Here is a 23023-nt window from a genome sequence, read left to right as displayed (position 1 = left end):
CGAGCATCAGGGACATTTTTCCGATCAGAAGCCTTTCACAGGCAGGCTCAAGCCCCCGAGGACGATTGACAAACGCTGTCCAGCGGCTGGCCCGGATCGTTTGCAGTCCTGAATTCATTAGTGAAGTAGGCGTAACTAAGCGCTCTTGGTGCTTGCATCTCTTCAATGCGCTCGACTATGCTGGTTACATTGAGTCACGCAGCGCTAGGAGGGAACTTTGCCAAGCATTGAAGTTTTTGAAAAGCTCACTGGTCGCAAATTTTCGAATGCAGAGCTCTTGCATACAAAGGTGCTCGCTTTCCCTGAGGAGGGAAAAAAGAGAGTTATCTATGGACTGCTGGCCGAGACTATCGACATCGACTACTCTCAAAAGTCGCTTTCTGAGCTTGGCGAGCAAATAAGGCTGGTCCTGTCCAATATTGAGCGCGTTGCACCCAAAGCCTTCGTGGGTCAGAACATTCGTGTATACGAGGGCGGCAACCACTTGGACATCATCAATGATGGTGTTGGGAGCATGGGCTGGTTGATTGTGGAAGACCACCTGACCTGATTTGTAGAAGTTCAAACTTGATCTGACAGTGGGCCTTGCCAACAGGTGAGGTTTCCCGTTTTGATAAGGGTACGAATCTTTATCAATCCGGGCACGCAAACGCCCAACGGAGAAACCTCATGAATAGTTTCAACCAAACCATCAAAAAAAAGGTTCATCGAGGAATTCCGTGGAGATAAGCCCGTTCGTTTTGTAATCTGATGGCAACGACACTGACATCGGAGAACAAATCAAATGCTGGACTCGAAGTTATTGCAGGCTCTGGGCGGCTGGGAGGGCTACGTGGTTGAACGTGTGCAGTGGCCCCTGGGCGATAGCCGCACCGTGTCGATTTATCTGAAGCCGCAGGCCCGCGTCATGCATTGCGAGCGCTGCGGTGCGCAGTGCAGCCAAGTCCATGAGACCACAACACGGCGCGTGCGCGATCTGGCATTGTTCGAGTACAGAGTGGTGCTACATGTGCCGCGTCGGCGTCTGTGGTGCGATAGCTGTGGTGGCCCGCACCTGGAGAAACTCAGCTGGCTCGGTCGCTACCAGCGCGTCACAGACCGTCTGGCGCAGGCGTGCAGCCAGTTGCTTCGCAGCAGCAGCATCAAGGCGGTAGCGGCCTTCTTCGATCTGGGCTGGCACACCGTCAAGTCCATCGACAAAGCCTTGCTGCTGGCCAACACTGCGCAGCCGCAATGGGATCAGATCGAGTACCTGGCGATGGACGAGTTTGCACTGCACAAGGGCCATCGCTACGCCACAGTCGTCGTCGACCCCATCAGCCGGCAGGTGCTGTGGGTGGGGCAAGGGCGCTCACGCGAGGCGGCCCGCCAGTTCTTCGAGCAGTTGCCCGCTGGCGTTGCCCAGCGCATTCGCGCAGTTGCTATCGACATGACTACGGCTTACGAGCTGGAGATTAAGGCCCACTGCCCTAACGCCGAGATCGTCTATGACCTGTTCCATGTCGTGGCCAAGTATGGCCGGGAGGTTATCGACCGAGTGCGTGTCGATCAGGCCAACCTGCTGCGCCAACAGCCCTCAGCACGTAAGGTGCTCAAATCCAGCCGCTGGTTGCTGCTGCGCAATCGCAGCAAGCTGCAGCCTCAACAAGCAGTGCAACTCAAGGAACTGCTGGCGGCCAATCAACCATTGATGACGGTATACGTCTTGCGCGACGAGCTCAAACAGTTGTGGTTCTACCGTCGTGCGACTTGGGCGCATCGCGCCTGGCGGCACTGGTGTGATCAAGCCCATCAAAGCGGCATTGCCGCACTGAGCACCTTCGCTCAGCGCTTGCAAAGCTACCTGCACGGGATCATCGCCCGATGCAGGCATCCGTTGAACACAAGTGTTGTGGAGGGCATCAACAACACCATCAAGGTCATCAAGCGCCGGGCCTATGGCTACCGCGATCAGGACTACTTCTTTCTGAAGATTCGCGCAGCATTCCCCGATGAACCAAAAAAAGCGAGTGAGGCCGCAAGCACCCCTCACTCGCTCTTTCATTGCGCGGACTTCAGAATGAATGACGCACGCCTGCACCAAAGCCCGTCTGATTGACACCCGGCATAGGTGTTCCTCCAGCCTGGGCACCGCTGGCCCCAAAAGCAGCATTGCCGCTATTCTTCACATAGCCCAGCGAGGCATAAACTGCAGTGCGCTTGGACAGGTTGTAAGTGCCACGCAGCACCATCAGTTGTCCCTTGTCCGCGTTGTCCTTGTACTTGAGCTGGTTGTACTGAGCGTCGACCGTCCACGGGCCCAAGGGGTAGGTCACACCGACAAACCACAAGTCATTGCGTGGCGAGGCGACATATCCGTCGTTCTTGCGACGCATGTAGCCCGCACCGATCTTGGCGCCGCCAAGCTTCACGTAGCCATTGAGCATGGTGCGCTTGTCAATCTTGTCGCTGCTCGTCAACCCGGCGAAAGCACCGGGGCCGCCACGCAGCTCGTCATGGGCGAATGCTGCACCCCATGCCGCTGTGTCGTACTTGAGCATGGCTGACCACTCGCGGCAGGTCTTGGAGTCTGTGCTGCTTTCACCTGCGCAGTTGGTGCCGCCTGGGCTGGGGCCTGCATTGACCGCATCGCGCCCAAAGCTATAGGTTGCGCCAACGGTCAGGCCCGAAAACGAGCCTTTGTAGGAGATTGCATTGTCGGCACGCGCATTGGGGAAATAGCTATCCAGATTTCCCATGCTGTGAAGGCTAGGCCCGATTACATCGGCATCGAGCACGGACCAGAACAGCATGGTGTACTGGCGACCCAGTCCCAGCGAACCCCAGGGGCCATTGAGGCTTACGAAGGACTGGCGGCCGAAACCGCGACCGCCCTGATTGAGAGCTCCGCTGTCGGGGCCGATCCCCATCTCCAGCGTGAAGGATGCGCTCAAGCCGCCCCCCAGATCTTCGCGGCCGCGAAAGCCCAGGCGGGAGGGAACGCTCCCTGTGAGATTGGGCATGCGTGTGAGGCTGGACTTGTTTGCTCCCACGTTGTTCATGGTTTCGACGGCCGTGTCCATGATTCCGTAAATCTGGACAGATGATTGAGCGTGTGCGAGCCCTCCCAGGCTCATCAGCGCAATGGTGCTAGCTATTTTTTTAATCAATTTTGTCTCCCTTGTTTGAATCTTCGAACTACAAAAACTCTCCGTGCTTTGATTTTTGCCACCACCCTCCTCATCGTTAGCGCATCGGGCGCAAGTGAACAACTAGGAGCGAGCCAGCCACCGGTAGCCCACCACTCGGTTGCCGGCATCACTTTCTCAGGCCAAGCCAACTTGAGGCCCAACTCCCTAGCATCCATTTAGGTATGGCACATAACCAATTGCCGATGAATTTTGTTTATTTTTCATAAGCAATTCAAGAGAGAAATCAGCACATTGGGTCGGTGCTTTCCCTTGCGGTGAAACACTAGGTGGAACTGTCCACTACGGAAAAAAATGAACGAAGGATGGCTGCTGGCCAACAGCAGCGGAAGACAGGAGACTGCTCCCAGCGCCTTGCAGTCATCCCGAAGCCCATAGATCCTGCTAAGCGAAGCAAGGTCCAGACGCAAAAAAACGCCCTCAAGCGTGGGGCGTTTTTCTGGGGGCTGTCGCTAAATCAGTAGCTGGAACCGCCGCCATAGCCGTCATTGCCATAGCCAACATTAGGACGAGAAGTGGCGCGGAACTCGCGATTGCCACCGAATCCACGACCTTCTTCGCGAGGTTTAGCAAGGTTGACCACGATCGAACGTCCATCGACAGACATTCCATTCAGTGCCGCGATAGCAGCCTGAGAGGCGTCTGCAGTTGCCATTTCTACAAACGCAAAGCCTTTAGAGCGCCCGGTATCGCGGTCCATCATGACTTTGGCAGAGGTAACGCTTCCAAATTCAGAAAAATTGCTTTTCAGGCTGGAATCGGTGACGGAGTAAGGCAGGTTGCCAACGTAAATTTTAGTGCTCATGGAAGGAGCCTTTTCTATTGATTGACGCGCCAAGGATTGACGCATCGTTTGCATATGGCTGTGGGAGTGGGAGTCCGTAGCAACCGGATAAAGATGAGCGCTTGTTTACAGCTCAGCACGTAGAGGGCTGCATGGATGTATGCAGCCAGCCTTGCGTCACAGCATAGATTTTTGCTGCTTCGGTCGAGGCAAATGTTTTGTCAAAGCGAAAAATACGGCAGTAGCTGCTGTTTTGCCTTGTGCGCTGAAGTGCGAAGGAAGCCTGAAAGCGACCGCAATGGGTCTTTTGGGATGTGGGCGTAACGAAGTACTTGCCCATAGCAATAGGAGACAGAGGAATCTAGTTCAATCAGAAAGCAGGACTTGAAGACCTGCATGAGCTTTCGAAAACTCAATTAGCTGCTGCTCGACAGCTAACGGTGCGATAAATCTCGCGAAATTTCCAGGTAAAGGACTTGCTGACCTAAGCCCTGGCGCTGCGATCTGTTGAAATTATTTCGCAACGTCGGACATCATAATTCATTTTTATAAAAAAGGCAATTTTTATTATTTTTGGCTTTCAATCCTATTGCGTGTGCTCTGCGATCAAGGGCCCTAGCCCCAGGTGGCCAGTGCCCGATTGCGGCAGCCCCTGCACACACGTGTATTGACCCACTGAAAACCTGCTCAGGTGTTACCGTCGAGAGGAAGACACCATGAGCACATTGATGGAAGAAGAGATCAAACGCTGGACCGCAAAGCGCAAGACGGCACTGATCCTGGAGATCATCCAGGGCAAGACCAGCGTGTCGGAGGCCAGTCGAACCTATGACCTGCCGCCGTCGGAGATCGAGGGCTGGGTGGAAGATGGCCGCAAGGGCATGGAGAATGCGCTGAAGGCCAACCCGCAGGATGTGCGCGAGCAGTACGAGCGCCAACTGAAGGAGTTGCAGGAGGCCTACGGCGAGGCGATGCTGGAGTTGCGCGCAAGAAAAAAATTGCAGTCCCTGCTGGGCGAGGACGAGAAGTGATCGAGATGATCCGCCAGGGACTGCAGGCCGACGGCATCACCGTCTCGATCAGTAAGCTGTGCCGGTGGTTCGAGGTGCCGCGGCGCAGCGTGTACTACCGGCCGGTGAAGGCTGCACCCACGCTGCAGGAGCACTTCGTGGCCCCGATCAAGGCCATGATCGAGGAGAACCCGTCCTTCGGGTACCGAACCGTGGCGCACCTGCTGGGGTTCAACAAGAACACGGTGCAGCGCATCTTCCAGCTCAAGGGCTGGCAGGTGCGCAAGCGCCCGGTGGGCTTCAGGCCCCGGATCCAGTCGCTGCCCTCGGTGGCCAAGGCGCCCAACGAGCGCTGGGCCACGGATATGTGCCGGGTCTGGGCCGGGCGTGATGGCTGGACCACGATGGCCCTGGTGATCGATTGCCATAGCCGGGAACTGCTGGGCTGGCACCTGTCGCGCAGAGGGAGATCCAAGACGGCGGAGTCCGCACTGGAGCAGGCGCTGATCGCACGGTTCGGGACGCTCGGGCGCGTGCCAGCTCCGTTCCTACTGCGCTCGGACAATGGGCTGGTCTTCACCAGCCGCAGCTTCACGGCCCTGGTCAGAAGCTATGGCCTGTGTCAGGAATTCATCACGCCACACAGCCCCGAGCAGAATGGCTTGGTCGAGCGGGTGATTCGTACGCTCAAGGAGCAATGCGTGCATCGGCACCGGTTCGAATCGCTGCAGCATGCCAGCCGCCTGATTGGAGATTGGATCCACTTCTACAACCACCGGCGCCCGCACCAGGCGCTGAACATGAGAACACCCGCTGAGGCATTCGCATTAGCGGCCTGACCTGTGCAGGTTCTGCTGGGTCAATACACACGGGCACTGGGTCAACGAAACTCGAAGTGCTCCCTGTGCAGTTGCCAGGAAGCAGCAGGCAACGACTGTTTGAGCGCCAACTCCAATTGCTTGCCCATGGCTGCAGGACCACAGAACCACACCCGCAATGGCTTGTCGGCCTGATAACGTTGAAGCACCTCTTTGGGCGTCCAGCGATGGCCGTCGGCAAAGATATCCAGATGCACATCGGGATGAAGCGCCGCAGCCTCTTCCAAAGCTCGAGCAAGAGGGTCGGCCGAGTGCTGACAGGCGTATTGCAACCAGGCCTGGGGAGCATGTCCGTCATGGTGAAGCTGCCCCAACCAGGAAAGAAAAGGAGTCGCGCCAACGCCGGCGCCAACCCATACGTGCACGGCACCATCGTCGTGATCCGGAGGCACAAAGCGGCCATAAGGACCGTCCAGCTCCACAACGATGCCGGGCTGCAAACGCTCGGGCAGGCTGCGAGTCCAGTCGCCCAGTTGTTTGATGTGAAAGCGCACCACATGATCTTGCTGGTCGGCATCGGACAGCGTGAACGGGTGCGCCTCTTGCTCCCCTGCCAGGCGCAAAAAGGCGAATTGCCCCGCAGCATGGCCCGGCCAGGAATCATCCATACGGCACTGCACCTCCAGCACATCTCCGAGCTGCGTGAATGACATTACGGTGCCCGCGTGGGGGTAGCGCGACCGCATGTCACGCACCAGTTGCATCACGGCGGCCACGACGCCGAAGGCCATTGTCAACGCCAGTAGCCAGCCGCCCACACCGCTCCAATAGCCAGGAGGAGTCAGCACAACGCCATGAAACACCAGTATCAGATACGCCAGGGGCATGAATCGATGAAACCAGTACCAGCGCTTGTACGGCACTGCGCGACGAGCAAGCGTAATGACCAACATCAGGATCAATGCATAAAAGGTCCATTCGCCCAAGGTTTTCGCATAGGGCTTCAGGAGGCTGACCCACTCGGGCACCGGTACCTTGGCCAGCCTGCCAGTGCTGCCAATAGCTGTCGCGATCAGGGGCTTGGATTGCTTGGCCAGCCAATGCGCCAAGCTCAACGTAATGGCAATGATGCCCAGCCACTTGTGCAAACGGTAGGCCTTATCCATGCCGCCCAAAGGCGACTCCACCCACCGAGGGCGCAAGGCAAGCACCATGATGGCAGTCATGGCTCCCAAAGCCAGAATACCGGTAAGCAGCATGCCTTCCTGCCGCATCACCCACAGCAGATCACCAGGCGGTGACGGTGACAGCCACAAAGCCTCCACTGCCCAAATCACAAAGAAAGAAGCAAGGACAAGAAGAATAGAACGGCGCAAGACAGCACTCCGGTTTGCTCAATGGCCGGCAGATCCAGAGTGCAAAAACAGATACACGCCATAGCTCTGGTTCGTTCGCCGCAGGCGGCTCCAGCACATTCGAGCTTGTTCAAGACTGATCAAGGCAAGGCTAACATGGCACTCGAAAGACGCTATCCATACCCAACTGATTCACAGCGCAATATTGCCGCCCGCCCGACAACGACAAGCATCGCGTCCGGGCGCGAGCAGATCCTGCTGCAGGTCGGCCACGGCCCCAGCTCCCTGCCCTTGCTCATATTGCCGCTGACACCCCATTGCGTTAGCCTGCGTGCTCCACCATTGCTCAGGAGCCTGCCATGTCCCGTCGTTTGGTTCTTTCCGCCAGCACCGCCCTTGCGGCTGCCGCACTGATTGTGGGTTGCGGCGCCATGGGGTCGTCGGGCGGCAACCCCATGAGCTTCTTCATCACCAGCACCAACCCCGGCAAGGGCGGCGACCTGGGCGGGCTGGCCGGGGCCGACCGCTACTGCCAGTCGCTGGCAGCAAGCGTTGGCGCAGGCAACAAGACCTGGCACGCCTACCTGAGCAATGCTGCCCTGAACGGACAACCGGCCGTCAATGCGCGCGATCGCATCGGCAACGGCCCGTGGCGCAACGCCAAGGGCGTGGTCATTGCGACCAGCGTGGCCGACCTGCACAGCGCCAATGCCAAGGTCGGCAAGGACACCTCGCTGACCGAAAAGGGCGAAGTCGTCTCGGGCTTTGGCGATGAGGTCAACCGCCACGACATCCTTACGGGCTCGCGCCCTGACGGCACCCTGGCCGTGCCAGAGCCAGGCAAGGACACCACCTGCGGCAACTGGACCAAGAGCGACGGCGGCTCTGCCATCGTGGGCCACCACGACCACCAAGGCACCAACCCCGACCCTGTGGCCAACGCCTCGTGGAACTCATCGCACGGCACGCGCGGCTGCAGCGTCGAGCAGCTCCAGCAAAGCGGCAGCGCCGGGCTGATGTACTGTTTCGCGACCAACTGAGCGGGATGAACGCGCGGGCTTCGGCCCGCACAAGCGCCTGTTACTCACGAAGTGAACTTGCCCATATAATTAGCCACCATATTATATTTTGGCTAACTAATGAAGCTTGAACAGAAGTACCAGGCGCTAATTGAAGAAGCGCAACGACGCAAACTTCCTGATGTGGATGGCATCCAGCTGTGTTTTCAAGTGCTGTCGATGGCTGCAAACATCGACCGCGACTGCGCCGCTTTGCTGGCCCCTCATGGCTTGTCTGAGGGGCGCTTTGTGCTGTTGTTCCTTCTCGATGTGGCGCCTGACGGACTCGCACCCAACGTGCTGGCCGAACAGGCTGGCGTCACCCGCGCCACAGTGACCGGCCTGCTAGACGGACTGGAGCGCGAAGGTCTGATTGAACGTCAGGCCAACGCCGAAGACCGCCGGGCACTTTGCATTCGGCTGACCTCAAAAGGAAAACAGCTCGCCGGTACCGTTATCGACCAGCATGGCCGGTGGATCGCAGGCCTGTTTGGCAACCTGTCTGCACATGAGCGAAAGCAGCTGGCAGCGCTGCTGGAGAAAGTGCGAGGCCCTCAATCGGACGTTGAATCATGAAGGATCAAGTCCGCAAGGGTGCGACGCGCACCGTTGACATTCCTCGGGACGTTCTGCATGCGCTATCGCACGGGGAGTTGGAATGTGCAACGCTGGCTGAATGCCTGGCAGTCGACCAGGCCGTACTGGCCCGAACACTCTTTCCGGCACTTACGGCTCACGCACTGAACACGATCGATGAAGCCTGCCAACTAGGTGTGCTCAAACGCATGGCCCGTATCGGCGCAGTCTTGCTACAGGACTTGGGAACTGAGGGCATCGCACAGTGCCAAACGCACCGCGCCGATATGGCACGAGGCTGGGCGTGCTTCATGATCGGTGCGCAGCCTCACCTAGATCTCGGTGTACGGCTGGCTGCAATGCACCCGCTGGCAGACGATGCCCATTTTGGTGTGCGTGAATGGGCTTGGATGGCAATGCGACCGCACCTGGTGCAAGACCTACCAGCGGCTATCGCACAGCTGATGCCATGGACACAAGATCCTTCTGAGCGTATCCGACGATTCGCGTGCGAGGTTTTGCGTCCCCGCGGGGTGTGGAGCACGCATATCTCACCGCTCAAACGCTCGCCCGAACAAGCGCTGCCTTTGCTCTCAGCTCTGAAGAGAGACCCTTCGGTCTACGTGCAGGACTCGGTCGCCAACTGGCTCAATGATGCCGCCAAGGACCAGCCAACCTGGGTGCGTGACATCTGTGCCCAATGGCTTCAAAACTCCCAGGCCGCCGCCACACACCGTATATGTCAACGCGCACTGCGCAATCTCAAGTGAAAGTGGAACCATGTCTCATTACCTCGTAGAGCTCTACACCCCCAATTCGGCTTGGCTCGCACTGCCTGCCGAACAAAGGCAACACTTTCTTGGCGGCATCGGACTCGCATTGAATCAACTCTCCAGCCTCGGTGTCGAAGTTCTCTCTCTGGCAGAAACGGACTCCAACATCGACCAAGGAACCGCGCATACATTCCTTGGTATTTGGCGCTTTCCTGACCAGGCCGCTCGAGACGCCCTGCTGGCGGGCATCAAAGCCAGCGGCTGGTACGATTACTTTGACCATGTGAATGCAGCCAGTACTGCAGGAGCGGCGGATATTCACTTGGCCGCTCTAGCTGCCGCGTAGCGCAGTCTTTCGGATCATGCCGTTGTGCTCTGCAATGCATGCGGCTAGTCATTTCTAGTGCCCGCTAATGCCTAGTAATGCACGCTATTGCCCGCTAATGGCCGCCCTCTACAGTCAACACTGCGGGCTGGCCAGTGTTCGGCACAGCGTGTGCAATTCAACTTGGATCCCCGGCTCCGCACAGAACCGGGTACTGGATCGATTGGAAAGCATGCGACATCAGCGTGGATTCATGACACCTGAGTCGCCTCAACCGCTACACTGTACATATGCACAGTCATCGTCTTATGAGTGGTATGCCCGTCCAACTGATCGCGTCCCCGGTTACTTTGCCGCTGGCTGATCGCAGCGCGCGCGCAGGCTCGCCCGCCAATGACTTTGCAGGCAAGCGGCTGGATATTACAGACCTGCTGGTCACGCACCCCAAGGCCACATTTGTGCTGCGCGTGGCCGGCCCGTCCATGCAGGAACACGGCATCGATGACGGCGATATCGTCGTGGTGGACAGGGAGTTGCGCGCTCGCGATGGCAGCGTTGTCGTGGCGCTTGTCGAACGCGAACTCGTCATCAGAGTGCTGGAGGGCGATGGCGACACCTGCAAGCTCAAGGCAGGCGCCCCTACCTACCCTGACATCGTGCCGCAGCAAGGACAGGCTCTGGAAATATGGGGTGTCGTCACCAGTTGCATCAAGCGCTTTGCCTTTTGACCTCTTGATGAAAAACCAATTCAACACGCCGTTGCAGCCAGGAGCCAGGAGCCAGGAGCCAGGAGCCAGGCGCATTTGATACAAGAATCATCTCTTGTGAATTTATATGGGTGATCGCCGGCGATATTTGGTTTAATCATGCGCGATAACAACACTGAGAGAGAAATTGAATGGCTTCATGCGCGTACTGCAATACCAGAATTCTTTTTGGCGGGAAGCGAGATGGCGACCGTCGCTACTGCAATGAAAAATGCCTGCACCAAGGGCTACTTTCCGACGCTGCCAGCCAGCTCTCCCCCGCCGATGTCCAGGCCCATATCTTTCGGGTGCACAAAGGCAACTGCCCCAAGTGTGACGGGCCCGGCCCAGTGGACGTGCATACCTCTTACCGCGTGTATTCCGTCGTCATGATGACTTCGTGGTCCAGCAGGCCGTTGGTCGCCTGCGCCCGATGCGGCACCAAGCAAAAAATCGGAGACACGGTCTTTTCATTGTTCCTGGGCTGGTGGGGCCTGCCCTGGGGAATCTTGATGACGCCGGTGCAGCTCACCAGAAATCTGATGGCCTTCGGCAAAACTCCAGACCCTGAGACGCCCTCGCCCGCGCTGGAGCAAGTGCTTAGAAGCCATTTGGCGGCCCAGCTCCTTGCCAATCAGCAACAAGCGGCGCTATCGCAAAGCTCTCAACCTGGCAACAGGTAATGAGTGCACGGCCCAGCAGCTGTCGCTAAAACCTGTTCAGCGTCAAAAAAATCACCTGCTAACTCACAAAGGCAATGTAGTTCTCTACATTGCCTTTTTCTTTGCTTTATTACAGCTACCCAACATCGCACTGCGGGCTGGGGCTAATACTCTCGTAACTAATTTTCACAGATAATGCTTCGCATGCATTTTCTGCTTGCCTTGACTGCCGCAGCATTTTTGCTGCCAGCCACCGCTGTCGCACCAGCCATAGCGCAGCCCATCTATCGCTGCGGCAATACCTATTCTCAAGAGGCATGCAAAGGCGGCAATGTGGTGGAAGACAAAACCACCACCCTGCACAGCGGCCACTCGGGCAGCACCGTTTATCTGTGCAAAGGCCATGGCGGCGGGCTGTTCTGGAGCAGCCATTCATGCGGCCAGCACAACGCCTTTCTGGAGCGCACGGAAACCGTGTCGTCCGGCCTGCCCTGGGATCAAAAAGTAGCCCAGGCCGAAGCCCAATGGCGCAAAACCCAGCGCAACACCGTAGCCCCTACAGTTGTCTATCAAAACCGCCCTGCCCAGCCTGCCGAGCCCGGCAAAAAACAAGCCTGTGATGCGCTGGAAGAACGTGTAAAGGCGCTGGACAGCATGGGGCGAGCTGGCAGCCAGTATTACGACCTGGATTGGGTGCGGAGGGAGCGCAAGGTTGCTCGGGATTAGCAGTATCGGCTGAAATGTTGAGACTTGAAATATGTAAGCACCAAAAGCAATTGGGAAAATCCCATGTAAGCACTTATATATGATGCCCTCACAAACAACTTGAAGGAGGAAATGTGGAGTTCTACGAAAGCCTTAACAACCTTGCCTCAAAAATCCGACAGCAGGGCCAAAACATCTCAACGGAAGAGGCAACAAAAACGGCATTCGTCATGCCATTTATTCAATCCGTATTGGGATATGACGTTTTCAACCCTTCCGAAGTTGTACCAGAATTTATTTGCGATGTAGGCACCAAGAAAGGTGAAAAGATCGACTATGCCATTTTCAAAGATGGTCAAGTCCAAATGCTGATTGAATGTAAGAAGCTCGGTGAGCCACTGAATGTCAACCATGCAAGCCAGCTTTTCCGCTACTTTCACGTAACGACCGCAAGAATCTCTATTCTCACGAATGGACGGGTCTACAAGTTTTTCACAGACCTGGACGCCCCCAACAAAATGGATGAAAAGCCATTTTTGGAGCTTGATCTACTGGATATCGATGAGCACGCGGCGCCAGAGCTTCGCAACCTCACGCGCTCCGCATTTGACGTTGACTCCATCATCAGTGCAGCGGGCGAACTGAAATATATCGGTCAACTCAAACGTGAATTGGCCAATCAGTTCAGCGACCCATGCGAAGAATTTCTTCGATTTTTTACTGCCCGTGTCTATGACGGAGCAATCACTGCGCGTGTGCGTGAACAGTTCCAGCCACTGCTACTTAAAGCAGTCACCCAGTTCACTGGCGATTTGGTCAATGATCGACTGAAGTCAGCTATTACCGGAGTAGCACCACAGACTCTGGTGGCTCAGCCACTTGCTACAGATGATGCTGTGAAGTCGGAGAAATCGGCCGATAAGCTACAAGTATCACAAGATGAGGAAACCGCTCGCATCGAAACGACCCCTGAGGAGATGGAAGGCTTCTTCATTGTGAAATCGATTGTGCGAACAAGCGTCGAGCCAGAGCGCATTGGTCATAGGGACACACAGAGCTATTTCGGCATCTTGCTGGATGACAACAACCGCAAGCCCGTTTGTCGCCTCCACTTCAATCGCAGCCAAAAATACCTTGGAATTTTGGATGCAGAAAAAAAGGAAGTGCGCCACCCTCTTAGCAAACTGGACGATATCTATAACTTCTCCACGGAGCTTATAGCTGCGACAAAGCTTGTGGCGTAACGCAAACAACAGCAATAACAAAGCCAGCTCACGCCCGTTAAGCGTGATCTGGGCTTGGTCGCCCGGTATCAGTAGGCGCAGCAGCCGCGCCCATATAAACAATGTTGGTCTGCGGATTTTTGCTTTCATGAGCATGCTGTGCACGCATGGCTCCGCTTTAAGGTGGGCCGTGCGGGGACGCTGCCGGTGTACCCCGACCGGCCCTGTCCGCCAAGCAGCCCCCACGCCCGATGAAGGCCTGCTGCGCCTGACATTCCGATAGTCTGCTTTTGATAGCCCGAAGCGCTGTGCCATACAAAAAGCCCCTGGCAGGGGCTTTTTGTTCAGGCCTCTGGCGTGGAGGGCCAGAACATCTCTCGCACTTCGGGAGAGTAGTAGGGCAAGGCAAGCACCGCGCCAAAGAGTACACAGCCCAAGGTCGACGTGGAGTACCCCAGGCCGGACAGCACCATCGGCGGACTGAAACAGGCGACAACTACGGTCGCAACAGAAGACCACAGGGTAAACCGAGGTGCCCATGCTCTGAACCGCAGCAGCCCATAGAAGGAGATGAGGCCGAGCACCACGAGCACCGAAAACGCCAGCAAGAGAATCCAGTCCATAGGGCCGACCTCTGACTGCATCAAAAGGCTCTGGGAAAGATCAGTCAGCTCCCGGGGCACGAGATCAAAGCCATATTCCGCCAGCATTCCGAGGATTGGAATGACCAGCGAAGCAATCACCAATGCGCGATACGTCGATTTACCCATACCTACTCCAAGTTGCGATGGGAGAATCGTACTACCGCCCCACCCGTTGATGGATATCTGTACAGCGAATGCGCGGGCGCAGGCAAGCGCCCCAGCACGCACACAGCCTGCGCAGTTATGCGGATCGCTGCCCGTCCGCCAGCCGACGCAGCAGCTGCAGCTGTTCGCTCTGGATGGTGATGAGTTCGCTCCATTGCGTTTTCTGCAGCTCGTCTATTTTTTCATGGAGCATCATGATCTCCAGCTCGGCCTTGAGGTTGACTTCGTAGTCATGCTCGCCGCGAATGCGGTCCTTGTCTGCCTGGCGGTTCTGCGACATGAGAATGATGGGCGCCTGTATGGCGGCAAGCATGGACAGAAACAGGTTCAGCAGAATGTAGGGATACGGATCGAACGTGGAGCCGCGCGCCCAAAGTAGAAAGGCGTTGAGGCCCACCCATATCACCATGGTGGCGCAGAAAAGCGCCACAAAGGTCCAGGACCCGCCAAAGGTGGCGACGGCATCGGCTGCGCGCTGGCCGAGGGTGGGCGGTGCTTGATCCAGCTCCTGATCCACATTGCGTGAGATGTGCTTGCGCCGGGCAATGTGCTGGGCGACCTTGAGCGCTCTGGCGTCCAAGGTATCTGCGGAGGCGCCAAACAGCCTCTTCGCAACGGTATCCGTGTTGAGCATGGGAGTTCCTTGTCATCCGAAGGATGAAGACATCGCCACCATGCTACCCAACCCTGGCGCTTGCCTTGCGCCCTGTCGCGCCGCCGCCACCGACATGCGGCATCAAGCACAAGCACAAGCGGCGAATGCTTGAATATTGACGCCAAGTGTTGCAATGGCCGCCCCGGAGTGTGAGTATTGGTTGCGGCAATCGTTAAGTTGGGATTGATTGGCAACTACACATGCGCTGGTGCGCAAGGAGGCTGGATATGTTCAAGCACATTTTGATTCCTACGGACGGCTCGAAACTCTCCGAAGCTGCGCTGCGTGCAGGCTTGCAGCTGGCCAAGGAGCAAGGCTCCGAGGTGACGGTGCTGTATGTGATGCCGGACTATTCGGCCCTGATGTATAGCGGCGAGGGGATGGTGGCCTACAACCCCAGCGAGATGCGCCGGGACGCCGAGCTAACGGCCGACACAGTGCTAAAGGCAGTGCAGGAGGTTGCCAAGGCCGAGGGCGTGGACTGCAAGTTGGAGCGGACGATGAACTTTTCGGTGCACCAGGCCATCATCCAACAGGCCAAGGACAGCCACTGCGACCTGATCTGCATGGCATCGCACGGCCGCAAGGGCCTTGCCGGCATTTTGCTGGGCAGCGAAACCCAGCGCGTGCTGGTGAACAGCGGCATTCCGGTGCTGGTGCACAGGCCTGTGGTCAAAGAGTAAGCCTGGTCAATCGGTCGCCAGCAACTGCCGGTCTACCTGCAGCTGCCCTTTCAGGGCGGCGACCTGGGCGTCTCGACGCTCGACCAGTCCGACAAGCTGGCCAACCACGCCCGCGCCTTCGCCAGCAAGGGCGGCGAGTCGCTGGTGCTGATCTGCGAGATCTCGGCAGGCAGCGGCGTCACCGGCAAGCTGGGCGTTGCGGGTGGCATCGACGAATAGGAAGCCTTCATGCAGAGGCTGCTGGAGCTGGTCAAGGCCAGCCCCACCTTTTCGCAAGGCAGAGACTAAGGAGCGACCCAACACCACCACTGCGGCCAGCCTCTGAAGCACCTCGCTGTTTCTCCACAAGCCCACCAGCAACCGCTGAGCAGGCTTTTCTTTGCTCTCAATCGAAGAACCCATGCAAGCAGCTCGCCCCAGCTGGCATGGCCCGCCCCTGATGACCATCAACCGCGCGCGCCGGCATCACCAACCGCCTGAACCTGCCGCTTTTCGAGGAGCAGTCGCCATGCGCATCGTTGTTCTGAAATGCGGCTGCGCCTCCATCCAACACATTGCCCGCAGCGCCGCCAAGCGTTTGACCATGGCTTTGCCGAGCTGGGCCACCTGGATTTGGGGATCTCCTGCCGATGCATCCGATAGACACCGTGCTGCACGAGCTGCAGCACCGCGACCGCCAGCGCAGCCGTCTGCCAAGTGCTATTGAAAACAAAGCAGCTACCGCCATCCCAGCAATGTTATCAGCATCAAACTACCTTAAAACATAGATGGAGCAAGCGCAGCGTGCTCACAAATTCATAAATCACCACTCAAACAAAAGCCCGCAAGGCTCCAGACCCAGCGGGCTTTTTTGATCACCAAGGAGTCTTGATGACCGGCACCTCAGACCGCGACGAACTGGTGAGGCGGTCCGAGTGTCGCTGTGTGTGAGCGGAGAAAAATCGCCGGAGGCAGAAGAACTGCGAGCGGCTGCTCAGCAGCAGCCTGCTGCTCGCCCATCTCTCATTCCAGGCGCTATTGGTTGGCAGATCGTAGACCCTCTTAGATATGCAGCATCGCCAGCCCGCCCACGCCAAGGCCGAGCACGGCCACGCCAAGCATTGCGTATTCGAGCCATTTTTTCTTGGTCAGCAGCGCAATGGCGGCGAGGGCAATGGCGACCTGCAGCGCCGTGGTGGCCTGGGCCCAGCGGTGATGCAGATGCATCTGCATCTCGGACTGTTCGTCCCACTGCCGAGCCTCCGCTTCCAGACGCTCGGCGTCGCGCTTGATGTCGTCCTTTTCCTTCTCGTAGCGCTCCACCTTCGCTTGGTAGGCAGCCCGCTTGTCCTCCGTGGCCACCAGATCGCGCGCGAACTCGGCCATCGACTGCTTGGTGCTCTTGGCCTGGTAGAAGGCCCACTGGTTGGCCGCTTCGGTCTTCTTGATGGCTGCGTCGTTCTTGTACAGCCCGGCATTGGCCTGGGTCGCTCCGCCCATGTACGAGAAGATGGCGCCCACCGTGGCGATGACGGCGGTGCACATGGCGATCTGGTTGGTCAGGCTGCCGCCGCCGATACCGTGGTGGGCGGTTGCGCCATGTTCGCCCTGGGCGGCATGTTCGAGTTCGTGATCGTGCGGGCCGTGGACGTGAAAGCCGTTGGAAGACATAGAAGCCAAATTCTTGATAGCAATGGGTGGCGCATTATGGGGCCGGCATGACCGCAGCCCAGGGCTTTAGAGCCGACACCCTACCAACACCGTGCTGCACGAGCTGCAGCACCGCGACCGCCAACGCAGCCGCATGCTGCGCGCTATGCAAAGCAAAGCAGCTACCGCCAGCCCAGCAATGCTATCGGTAGCAAACTACTTTCAAACGCGGCTAGAGCAAGCGCGGCGCGCTCATAAATTGAGAAATCACTACCCAAACAAAAGCCCGCAAGGTTCCAGACCTGGCGGGCTTTTCTCACAACAGAGACAGGAGGCACGCATGCGCCATACCGGAACGCTTTTCCTCAGCCACACCCCGCCGCAGGCCAGCACGGCGCTGTGCGGCGCTTTTGGCAAACACACCATGCAGCACCGCTGCCCGGCGCCGCCCTGGTGGTGGAGCTGGAGCGCGCCCGCATCCACACGCGGGCCTGTCGCCCGCCACGCAACGAGGTGCATGCCCGCGTCATTCACTGCGCACGGGTGCCGGCGCGCAGCCAGGAGCCAGCCGGTGCTTCAACGCGAAAAGCAGGTGACGCTGCCGGTGTACCCCGGCCAACGCCCCACGTCTACACCGGCCCTGTCAGCCAAGCAGCCCCCTGCGCCCGATGAAGGCCTGCTGCGCATGACGTTCAGATAGTCTGCTTTTGATAGCTTCCAGCGCTTGATGGGTAAGCGCTGGAGGCTGTTTCCTTGGCAATTCCTTGCCGAAATCTCTGCAAAAATTACTTGCCTGCAGGTTTTGCAGGTTGATACCGCTCAACCACCAGCGGATCCGGCGGGTTTTCGTTCTTGAAGGCGGTCTGCACAGCCTCGACAATTTCATCCCACAGGCCAGGCTTTTCGAGAATGGGCATCTCCTTCTTGAGAACGCCACTTAAAACGCCTTTGTTTTGCTCGATCGAGCGCAGCAGGCGATCCGCCTGCTGGTCGGGCATTTCAATAATTTCCTTGAGAACGCTGCGGGCCACGGCATGGCTTCTGAGGTATTTGGACTCCTCACGCATTTGCTCGGTCACGGTGCGCTCGATGATTTTGGACATGTATTGAACATGCCCGGTGAGGTCCATGTAACGCCACAGCGGCCTGGCAGTATCGCAGCCCTGAAATTCGAAGTTGGAGACCACGCCATCCGGGTAGGTGGTCCGGGTCTGCGCGAACGAGTACAACTCGCGGATATTGCGCATCAGGGGGGCAGAAACCAGGTCCAGAACGCGTCCATACGCCCGACGTTCCGCCGTGTCGTCTGTGATGACGGCAGACACGGGCAGTATGACCGGCGCGGGTATCACACCATCCCGGCGCAGCACATCGTTGATCAGAAACCGGTGCACCCGGCCGTTGCCATCAGCCATGGGGTGGATGTAGACGTAGCCAAAGGCTGCGACGGCGCTGCGCATCACAGGGGACTGGCCCTGCGTGCGCTCGATGAATGCGCGCATACCTTCCATCATGGCGGGCACATCGTCCTGAACCGGTGCGACGTAATGCACGATTTCGTTGTGGTTCACGCTCTCACCGACGAAGACCGGGGACCTGCGAAAGCCGAAATGGGCCAGCGTTGTCACATCGCCCAAGATTTCACGTTGCAACTCGGCTGATGCCTCATCCGTAAGAGGGGCTTGCCCTTCGCCAGTGCGCCGCCCCATCACATCGGCAAAGCGCTGGATGCGGCTGACCCGATCGCCCTCCCTTTCAATGATGAAGCTGCTCTTGCTTTCACGCAGCGTCATCCAGGCTGCGGCCCGCAGCAAAAGCTCTTCACCAAATTCCTCGGTAAGGCCCGTGAACAGTTGCTTTACATCAAGCCCCTCGGCGGCGGCATAGGCCGGTGTCTTGATCAGGATCGGACAGAAATGGCGGGTACCTGCCATGTTGTCGTTCACCCGCCAGCGGGAGTTTTTCAAGACGGCATGGGCAGATGCCGTGACTTGCTTGGAATCATCCAGTGCATCGACATAGTTCCCGCCCAACCGCTCAGGAGGGGTGAGCGGATCTCCGGTCAACCACTCATACAGAAACGCTGCACGACGAGAATACTGCCCTGTGGGCTCGGAGTTGATCCATTCCTGTACAAAGGCTGGACCGGATTTGGCAAAAAGACGGGATAGAAGCTCCAGGTGCGGCACTTCATGGCGCAGGTGAAACTGCAAATGCGCTGCAGGCGCATCAGCCGGTCGCATGGCTTCAAGATATATCTCGTGACGAATGTCGGTACCTGTTGTTGTCCGCCGCGTTCCGATGCGGCTGTGGACCGGCAAGTCGCCAATCAACTGGAGGCCGAATTGCTCTATAAGCCAGTTTGCACCCACCGCGTTGTCAGCTAATTCGGTCATATTTTCCCCAAGACAAGGTCCGAAGCATCGATTAGGAATTCAACTCAATCCACTAAAGTCATTTTTCGATGCATAAAAACGATTAGATTTATTTGATTTTGCACAAAATCGATTTTACTTCAGTGAACTTGGCTTGAAGATGCTTGCAGCGCGGCCGCCGCTTGTCGATCAACGCGCTCACTCTGTAGCCAGCAACCGCCGATCGACCTGCATCTGCCCTTTCAGGGCGTTGATCTGGGCGTCTCGCCGTTCGACCAAGCCGACAAGCTGGCCAACCACGCCCGCGCCTTCGCAAGCAAGGGCTGCGAGTCGCTGGTGCCGATCTGCGAGATCTCAGCAGGCAGCGGCGTCACCGTCAAGCTGGGCGCTCCTGGTGGCGGCACTGCGGATGTCGTGCTGCAGGCCTGCAATGCGGGCGGCGTCAGGCGGTCGGCCAGATGCGGGTAGGGTCTGCTCATCTGGCGGCCATGGCTTCGGGGCTGAGGGGTGCGCTCATGCGGCGTCGCCCTCCTCCCCAGCACCTGCTCTGATATCAAATGCAGCGGTCTCGTCTGCGTCGAGCTGCGCCATGGCTTCAACCTCTTTGTTGACCAGCTGGGAGGTGGAGCGGATCCACTCGTTGCGCGCGTCGGCCATGATGCGCAGCCCGATCAGCCGGGCCCTGGACGCATTGGAAAGGCAGAAGGAACAGACCCCGAAGGCGCAATTTGGCGACGTGGCTGGCGATACCATGAGCCAGGCCGCGCCCAAGGATTCACAAACGGTCTTCGTCGACCCGAAGCATGGCGAGCCCTGGGCTGACGACAAGCGCTTTCGCAACCACTTCTGGGTGCCGATGCTCAAGGCACTGGGCATTCGTTACCGCCGGCCCAACCATATGCGCCACACCTATGCGACGATGCTGCTCATGGCAGCAGCCACGCCGGCCTATGCAGCCAAGCAGATGGGGTATTCGGTGGAGATTTTTTGAACGCCTATTCCAAGTGGCTGAACGACGGTCAGGGGGACATAGAGCAGGCGAAGCTGGAGTCCTTCATCGGAAAAAACTCCCTTGGAGCTCCCCCGAAAAAACAAAGATTGTGATAAATCTTTGTTCTTAAAAGGTAAAGCTGGAGCGGGCGATGGGAATCGAACCCACGTTATTTGCTTGGGAAGCAAGAGTCCTACCATTGAACGACGCCCGCACAGTGATAACCGCATGATTTCATTGCAAAATCTGCCGCAAATCGTTGTCTTTACTAGGAAAAACAATTTAGTGCATCGAAAATTCTAGCACAACGCAACCTAACGAAGCACGCTTGCACTCTACCAGTGGGCATAGGTTTCAGTATGGATTTTTCGGCCCTTGAGGCTCTTGAGCACCGACGCTGAAATCCTTGCAACGGCGCACTTTGCCTCTTAGCTCCCACAGCTCGCCAATCCGCTTCTCAGCCTTGTCGTCGGCATCTCTGACGGCGATACCCTGACCGCCTGATGTGGCGAGCCTGGGCAATACGAGCAGGTCAAGGTGAGACTGCAGGGCATCGACGCCCCTGAAGGCAAGCAGCGGCTCGGGGGTCGCGCCCGGCAAGCGCTGGCCAAGCCGACCTTCCAGAAAGAGGCTGAGTTGCGCTGCACCAAGACAGATCAGTACCAGTGGCAAGGATGGCGTTCCACTCCACCACGAGCGCCATCGCCCGGAGCAAACCCCGCTTTACAGACTGGTGCGGCAGAACGCGGCCAGCTCAGAGCGCCAACTGCACCCGGTTGCGGCCTTTGGCCTTAGCCTCATAGAGGGCGGCGTCGGCACGGCTGAAGAGTTCGGGCAGCGAGGACTGGAGGCCAGCCGGCTGCACCACTAGACCAAAGCTGGCGCTCAGGTTCAGTATGCTGCCATCGGGCCGGTGCAGCGGCTGCTGCATGGCTTGGCGCAGGCGCTCGGCCAGCACCAGTGCCGCCTGGTCATCGCAACCGGGCAGCAGCGCGATGAACTCCTCGCCACCATAGCGGGCCAGCAGATCGCCTCTGCGCAGTTGGGCCTGCGCAAGTTGCGCCGCATGTTGTAGCAACTGGTCGCCGGTCTCGTGACCATGCTGATCGTTAATGCGCTTGAAATGGTCCAGATCAAACAGCAGCAGCGCCAGCGGCCAACGATGACGTTCGGCCTGGGCCAGCTGGGCCGGCGCCTGATCGTCGAAGGCGCGGCGGTTCATCAGCCCGGTCAGATGGTCGCGGTGGCTGAGCAGGCGAAGCTCACTAATCAGGGTCTCGCGCTCGGCCTCCAGCTCCTGGGTACGTTGCAGGCTGGCCTGCAAAGCAAGCACCGCGGCCTGCAGCTCGCCAATCTCGTCGCTGCGCTGGACCGCAGGTAGTTGCTGGTTCAGCCGACCGCGCATCAGCTCCATCATATGCTTGGTGATGAGTAGCAGCGGCGCCAGCACACGGCGGCGCAGCGTGATGAAGACGCCAACCTGCAGCACCAGAATGCAGCAGCCAATCAGCGCATTGAAGCGTAGCCGCTGCCAGGCTGCCGCCACCTCCCCCCAGGCCTGTTCGCGCCCCACCTCGTGCAGTGTGTCGCGCAGCTCGACGATGCTGCGCATCTCCGGGACATAGCGGGAGATGAACTGTGCCGAGCTCATTCCATAGGGCTGGCCGGCCAGGCCGCGGGCGGTAATCTCGGCGATAAAGGGCAGGCTTTGACCGAAATAGTGTTGCTGCTGAGCCTGCAGCGCGGCGTCGATGCGCGGATCGGACAAACTGGTGCGCGCCTTCACATCCAGAAGGGCCTTGAGCTGCTCAATGCGGCCGAGCAGGCGGGGGATGCCGTCGCGCTCTTGCGGGCCGAGCGGCGAGCCACTGGCCAGCGGCGCGGTGAATTGCGAGCCCAAGCGGCCAGCATGCTCGCGCAGCTCGGCGGCGTAGCGTGCGCCAACCAGCGGCAGCGACAGGCTGGGGTGGATGCGCTCGGCGCTAGCCGACAGCAGGGTAACCGCCTCCAGCACCGTGTCGACAACCTCGAACATCTGGTCGATGACCTGCCGGGTGCTGCGTTTGTCAACGGCCGCGCGCTCAGCCTGGGGCAGTGCCGCCACCCGTTCAAGCTCCTGCCGGGCTGCCTGCATCTGCGTGCGCGCCCGCTCCAGCACCGGCAAGGCGGTCAGCAGCTCGGCCTCTTCTCGTCGACGCAGCCGCGTCAGCGCCACGTCGAAAGCTGCATCGGTCGCCAGCTGGAACTGCGTCAGGCGCTTGCGCAATGCGTCCGAGGGAGGGTCGTTGAGCACCGGGATGGCCGGACCGCGCTCGGCCGAGGCGTGTTCGGCGACCTGCATGGCAGCATAGGCCAACTCCATCGCCTCCAGACCGGCTTCAGCGCGGCGCACGTCCAGCCAGTCGGTCCACATCGTTCGCACGAGCATCAATGAGACCAGACCGAGCAGCAGCACGGTAGTGCAAAGGAAAAGACGGCTCAGGCGCATGGTGCCCAATATTGTCAGCGCTGCCGCTGCGCTGCTGTTGCGCTTATTCCTCCACCAGCCCAGAGATTCCCTGTAGATGCGAAAGCGGCGCTCAATCTTGATCTTTGACGGGGTGTGGTTGCGGTTGCACATGCGTACAGACTAACAAGTCGGATGTCTCAGATGCTGTA

At 58.4% G+C, this 23023-nt stretch carries 25 protein-coding genes, 1 tRNA gene and 2 pseudogenes; 16 read left to right on the top strand and 12 right to left on the bottom strand.

From position 1 onward, the window contains the following. The first annotated feature begins 217 nt into the window (after positions 1 to 217). Complete coding sequence (locus tag QYQ99_RS24715; RefSeq protein ID WP_302090438.1) at positions 218 to 550, top strand: hypothetical protein; 333 nt, start codon at positions 218 to 220, stop codon at positions 548 to 550. A gap of 234 nt (positions 551 to 784) precedes the next feature. Further along, positions 785 to 2002 (top strand): annotated as a pseudogene (locus QYQ99_RS24710) (ISL3 family transposase); the annotation flags it as partial. 52 nt (positions 2003 to 2054) lie between these two features. Here QYQ99_RS24710 and QYQ99_RS24705 read toward each other — a convergent pair. Together QYQ99_RS24705 and QYQ99_RS24700 are read right to left on the bottom strand one after the other, a co-directional pair. Then, complete coding sequence (locus QYQ99_RS24705) at positions 2055 to 3149, bottom strand: porin (protein ID WP_302090437.1); 1095 nt, start codon at positions 3147 to 3149, stop codon at positions 2055 to 2057. A 496-nt stretch (positions 3150 to 3645) separates the two neighbouring features. After that, the gene (locus QYQ99_RS24700) at positions 3646 to 3993 is read right to left on the bottom strand and encodes an RNA recognition motif domain-containing protein (RefSeq protein ID WP_302090436.1); all 348 of its coding nucleotides are present in this window, start codon (positions 3991 to 3993) and stop codon (positions 3646 to 3648) included. Between the two features lie 695 nt (positions 3994 to 4688). Here QYQ99_RS24700 and QYQ99_RS24695 point away from each other — a divergent pair. Next, the gene (locus QYQ99_RS24695) at positions 4689 to 5003 is read left to right on the top strand and encodes a DUF1153 domain-containing protein (protein ID WP_043373207.1); all 315 of its coding nucleotides are present in this window, start codon (positions 4689 to 4691) and stop codon (positions 5001 to 5003) included. 5 nt (positions 5004 to 5008) lie between these two features. Further along, positions 5009 to 5821 carry an IS3 family transposase gene (locus QYQ99_RS24690; RefSeq protein WP_302093259.1) on the top strand — a complete coding sequence of 271 codons (813 nt, stop codon included), beginning with the start codon at positions 5009 to 5011 and terminating at the stop codon, positions 5819 to 5821. Positions 5822 to 5862: 41 nt separating this feature from the next. Here QYQ99_RS24690 and QYQ99_RS24685 read toward each other — a convergent pair whose 3' ends face one another. Beyond that, positions 5863 to 7059: a ferredoxin reductase family protein gene (locus QYQ99_RS24685; protein ID WP_302090435.1), complete on the bottom strand. Its 1197-nt coding sequence runs from the start codon at positions 7057 to 7059 to the stop codon at positions 5863 to 5865. 455 nt (positions 7060 to 7514) lie between these two features. On the opposite strand from QYQ99_RS24685, the gene QYQ99_RS24680 reads away from it, so the two are divergent. From QYQ99_RS24680 to QYQ99_RS24645, 8 genes are all read left to right on the top strand, one after another. Continuing rightward, entirely contained in the window at positions 7515 to 8195 is a 681-nt protein-coding gene (locus tag QYQ99_RS24680; protein WP_302090434.1) for a hypothetical protein, read from the top strand. Positions 8196 to 8294: 99 nt separating this feature from the next. Then, positions 8295 to 8789, top strand: coding sequence for a MarR family winged helix-turn-helix transcriptional regulator (locus tag QYQ99_RS24675; RefSeq protein WP_302090433.1), 495 nt, complete (start codon positions 8295 to 8297; stop codon positions 8787 to 8789). Next, positions 8786 to 9559 (top strand): DNA alkylation repair protein, encoded by a 774-nt coding sequence (locus QYQ99_RS24670; protein WP_302090432.1) that lies wholly within the window; start codon positions 8786 to 8788, stop codon positions 9557 to 9559. The genes QYQ99_RS24675 and QYQ99_RS24670 overlap by 4 nt, the downstream gene beginning before the upstream one ends. A gap of 10 nt (positions 9560 to 9569) precedes the next feature. After that, the gene (locus tag QYQ99_RS24665) at positions 9570 to 9908 is read left to right on the top strand and encodes a DUF6616 family protein (RefSeq protein WP_302090431.1); all 339 of its coding nucleotides are present in this window, start codon (positions 9570 to 9572) and stop codon (positions 9906 to 9908) included. Between the two features lie 296 nt (positions 9909 to 10204). After that, positions 10205 to 10615: a LexA family protein gene (locus QYQ99_RS24660; protein WP_302090430.1), complete on the top strand. Its 411-nt coding sequence runs from the start codon at positions 10205 to 10207 to the stop codon at positions 10613 to 10615. Positions 10616 to 10785: 170 nt separating this feature from the next. After that, positions 10786 to 11316, top strand: coding sequence for a hypothetical protein (locus QYQ99_RS24655; RefSeq protein ID WP_302090429.1), 531 nt, complete (start codon positions 10786 to 10788; stop codon positions 11314 to 11316). A 183-nt stretch (positions 11317 to 11499) separates the two neighbouring features. After that, on the top strand, positions 11500 to 12021 hold the full coding sequence (locus QYQ99_RS24650; RefSeq protein ID WP_302090428.1) for a hypothetical protein: 522 nt from the start codon (positions 11500 to 11502) through the stop codon (positions 12019 to 12021). A 113-nt stretch (positions 12022 to 12134) separates the two neighbouring features. Beyond that, positions 12135 to 13244: a type I restriction endonuclease gene (locus QYQ99_RS24645; protein WP_302090427.1), complete on the top strand. Its 1110-nt coding sequence runs from the start codon at positions 12135 to 12137 to the stop codon at positions 13242 to 13244. 323 nt (positions 13245 to 13567) lie between these two features. Here QYQ99_RS24645 and QYQ99_RS24640 read toward each other — a convergent pair whose 3' ends face one another. Next, positions 13568 to 13993: a hypothetical protein gene (locus tag QYQ99_RS24640; RefSeq protein WP_302090426.1), complete on the bottom strand. Its 426-nt coding sequence runs from the start codon at positions 13991 to 13993 to the stop codon at positions 13568 to 13570. Between the two features lie 115 nt (positions 13994 to 14108). After that, complete coding sequence (locus QYQ99_RS24635; protein ID WP_302090425.1) at positions 14109 to 14666, bottom strand: DUF1003 domain-containing protein; 558 nt, start codon at positions 14664 to 14666, stop codon at positions 14109 to 14111. A 248-nt stretch (positions 14667 to 14914) separates the two neighbouring features. On the opposite strand from QYQ99_RS24635, the gene QYQ99_RS24630 reads away from it, so the two are divergent. Beyond that, positions 14915 to 15370, top strand: a complete 456-nt coding sequence (locus QYQ99_RS24630; RefSeq protein ID WP_302090424.1) for a universal stress protein — start codon at positions 14915 to 14917, stop codon at positions 15368 to 15370. A gap of 6 nt (positions 15371 to 15376) precedes the next feature. Here QYQ99_RS24630 and QYQ99_RS24625 read toward each other — a convergent pair whose 3' ends face one another. Next, the gene (locus tag QYQ99_RS24625) at positions 15377 to 15772 is read right to left on the bottom strand and encodes a hypothetical protein (RefSeq protein ID WP_302090423.1); all 396 of its coding nucleotides are present in this window, start codon (positions 15770 to 15772) and stop codon (positions 15377 to 15379) included. Between the two features lie 531 nt (positions 15773 to 16303). On the opposite strand from QYQ99_RS24625, the pseudogene QYQ99_RS24620 reads away from it, so the two are divergent. Next, positions 16304 to 16405 (top strand): annotated as a pseudogene (locus tag QYQ99_RS24620) (IS5/IS1182 family transposase); the annotation flags it as partial. Between the two features lie 6 nt (positions 16406 to 16411). Here the strand turns inward: QYQ99_RS24620 and QYQ99_RS24615 are convergent. Further along, positions 16412 to 17020 (bottom strand): DUF4337 domain-containing protein, encoded by a 609-nt coding sequence (locus QYQ99_RS24615; RefSeq protein WP_302090422.1) that lies wholly within the window; start codon positions 17018 to 17020, stop codon positions 16412 to 16414. A gap of 319 nt (positions 17021 to 17339) precedes the next feature. Between QYQ99_RS24615 and QYQ99_RS24610 the strand changes: the two genes are divergently transcribed. Next, entirely contained in the window at positions 17340 to 17699 is a 360-nt protein-coding gene (locus QYQ99_RS24610) for a hypothetical protein (protein WP_302090421.1), read from the top strand. Between the two features lie 85 nt (positions 17700 to 17784). Here QYQ99_RS24610 and QYQ99_RS24605 read toward each other — a convergent pair whose 3' ends face one another. Next, complete coding sequence (locus QYQ99_RS24605) at positions 17785 to 19395, bottom strand: Fic family protein (protein WP_302090420.1); 1611 nt, start codon at positions 19393 to 19395, stop codon at positions 17785 to 17787. Between the two features lie 221 nt (positions 19396 to 19616). After that, positions 19617 to 19853, bottom strand: a complete 237-nt coding sequence (locus tag QYQ99_RS24600; RefSeq protein WP_302090419.1) for a hypothetical protein — start codon at positions 19851 to 19853, stop codon at positions 19617 to 19619. 110 nt (positions 19854 to 19963) lie between these two features. Here QYQ99_RS24600 and QYQ99_RS24595 point away from each other — a divergent pair, with 110 nt between their 5' ends. Beyond that, a complete protein-coding gene (locus QYQ99_RS24595) occupies positions 19964 to 20365 on the top strand; it encodes a hypothetical protein (RefSeq protein ID WP_302090418.1) in 402 nt (133 codons plus the stop codon). 140 nt (positions 20366 to 20505) lie between these two features. Here QYQ99_RS24595 and QYQ99_RS24590 read toward each other — a convergent pair. The 3 genes from QYQ99_RS24590 to QYQ99_RS24580 all read right to left on the bottom strand — a co-directional run bounded on the left by QYQ99_RS24590 (position 20506) and on the right by QYQ99_RS24580 (position 22985). Continuing rightward, positions 20506 to 20579 (bottom strand) — tRNA-Gly (locus tag QYQ99_RS24590). A 140-nt stretch (positions 20580 to 20719) separates the two neighbouring features. Beyond that, the gene (locus QYQ99_RS28400; RefSeq protein ID WP_304351628.1) at positions 20720 to 21037 is read right to left on the bottom strand and encodes a hypothetical protein; all 318 of its coding nucleotides are present in this window, start codon (positions 21035 to 21037) and stop codon (positions 20720 to 20722) included. 82 nt (positions 21038 to 21119) lie between these two features. Beyond that, on the bottom strand, positions 21120 to 22985 hold the full coding sequence (locus QYQ99_RS24580) for a GGDEF domain-containing protein (protein WP_302090417.1): 1866 nt from the start codon (positions 22983 to 22985) through the stop codon (positions 21120 to 21122). Positions 22986 to 23023: the final 38 nt, after the last annotated feature.

Origin of the sequence: Comamonas testosteroni (assembly GCF_030505195.1) — a bacterium.
In the GTDB taxonomy this organism is placed as follows: Bacteria; Pseudomonadota; Gammaproteobacteria; order Burkholderiales; family Burkholderiaceae_C; genus Comamonas; species Comamonas testosteroni_G.
This window is presented reverse-complemented; position numbering and strand designations above follow the sequence as displayed.